This is a genomic window from Streptosporangium sp. NPDC048047 (assembly GCF_040653115.1).
Taxonomy (GTDB): Bacteria; Actinomycetota; Actinomycetes; order Streptosporangiales; family Streptosporangiaceae; genus Streptosporangium.
Window position 1 is genome coordinate 1 of record NZ_JBEZNH010000140.1, and the last position, 1498, is coordinate 1498.

Annotated in this window: 1 protein-coding gene; it reads left to right on the forward strand. The window is 67.9% G+C overall.

Annotation, left to right across the window (positions count from 1 at the left end; genetic code table 11):
- The first annotated feature begins 98 nt into the window (after nt 1-98).
- Nucleotides 99-1304, forward strand: coding sequence for an IS701 family transposase (locus AB0D67_RS39110; protein WP_362947507.1), 1206 nt, complete (start codon nt 99-101; stop codon nt 1302-1304).
- Nucleotides 1305-1498 lie beyond the last annotated feature (194 nt).

Below are 1498 nucleotides of genomic sequence, written 5' to 3' on the forward strand. Positions count from 1 at the left end.
GTACTACATCTGTAGATCGTTAACCGATTCGCCTGCGTGACTGTGGGTAGATGGGCGATGGTCTGCAAGTGACCTCATGCCTCACCTACGATCTCGTCGTGTCCTGGGATGCCGAACTCGCGGCGCTGACCGCGCGGATCGCCGATCCGTTGTTCAAACGGCCCGAGCCGAAGGCGACGTTCGCGGACCTGGTGCGAGGCCTGCTGGCCGATGTGCCGCGCAAGAACTCCTGGCAGCTGGCCGACCACCTCGGGCACCGGACGGCCAACCGGATCGAGTGGCTGCTGTCGAGGGCGCCCTGGGATGCCGACGCGCTGCGTGATGCGGTCCGCTCCCACGTGATCGGACACCTGGGCCGCCCCGATGGGGTACTGATCGCTGACGACACCCAGGCGATCAAGAAGGGCGACAAGTCGGTCGGGGTGGCCCGCCAGTACTGCGGGCTGACCGGCCAGATCGAGAACTGCCAGGTGATGCCGATGCTCACCTACGCCTCATCGGCGGGGCACGCCTTCGTCAACCGGCGGCTGTACCTGCCCGAAAGCTGGGCCGGTGACCTTGCCCGGCGCGCGGTGGCGGGCGTCCCCGAGCAGGTCGTCTTCGCCACCAAACCCCAGCAGGTCATCGACATGCTCTGCGAGGAGATGGCCGCCGGCACCCCCTTTCGCTACTTCGCCGCCGACTCCGCCTACGGCCGAGACCCGGCCCTGCGCGCGTTCTGCCACACCCGCCAGGTCGCTTACGTGATGGCCGTTCCGGCCGACCTGCCCGTGCTCAAGGCCCGGGGTGGAAGCGAGCCGGTCGGTCATGTGCTGGATCGCCTCCTGGCCCACGCCGGCCCTGGGATATGGGAGCGCCGCTCGTGCGGCAACGGCACCAAAGGAGTTCGCACCTACGACTGGACGGCCGTGGCCGCGACGCCGGCCGGGCAGCGGCCCGCCGAAGGCCACGCCCACACGATCTTGATCCGTCGCGGCATCGGCGACCCGGCCGAGGTCGAGTTCTTCCTGGCCCATGCCCCTACCGCCACCCCCATCACCGAGCTCATCGGTGTCGCCGGAGCACGGTGGAAGATCGAAGAGAACAACGAGACCGGCAAGGACCTGCTCGGTCTTACCCAGTACCAGGTCCGTAAATGGGACGGCTGGCACCGGCACGTCACCTGCGTCATGCTCGCCCTGGCCTTCCTCGCCGTCAGCCACGCTCACCTCGATGGCCGGCCCCGCCCCGAACAGGCACCTTTCGTCATCAGCGCCGGGCCGGGCCAGGGAAAAGACCATCGTCTCCCGGAGCGCCCGAGCTGACCCCGGTCCGGCTGATCCGCCCTTCCCTCGCCGAGATCCGCCGTGTCCTGGCCCGGATCCTCATCCCCGCGGCCAATGCCATCAGTCACGTCCTGGCCTGGTCCTTCTTCCGGCAGGCCCATCAAACCCGGGCCCTGATCAGCCACTACCGCCGACGAGGAGATCCGCTCCCTCAAAATCTACGAATGTAGTAC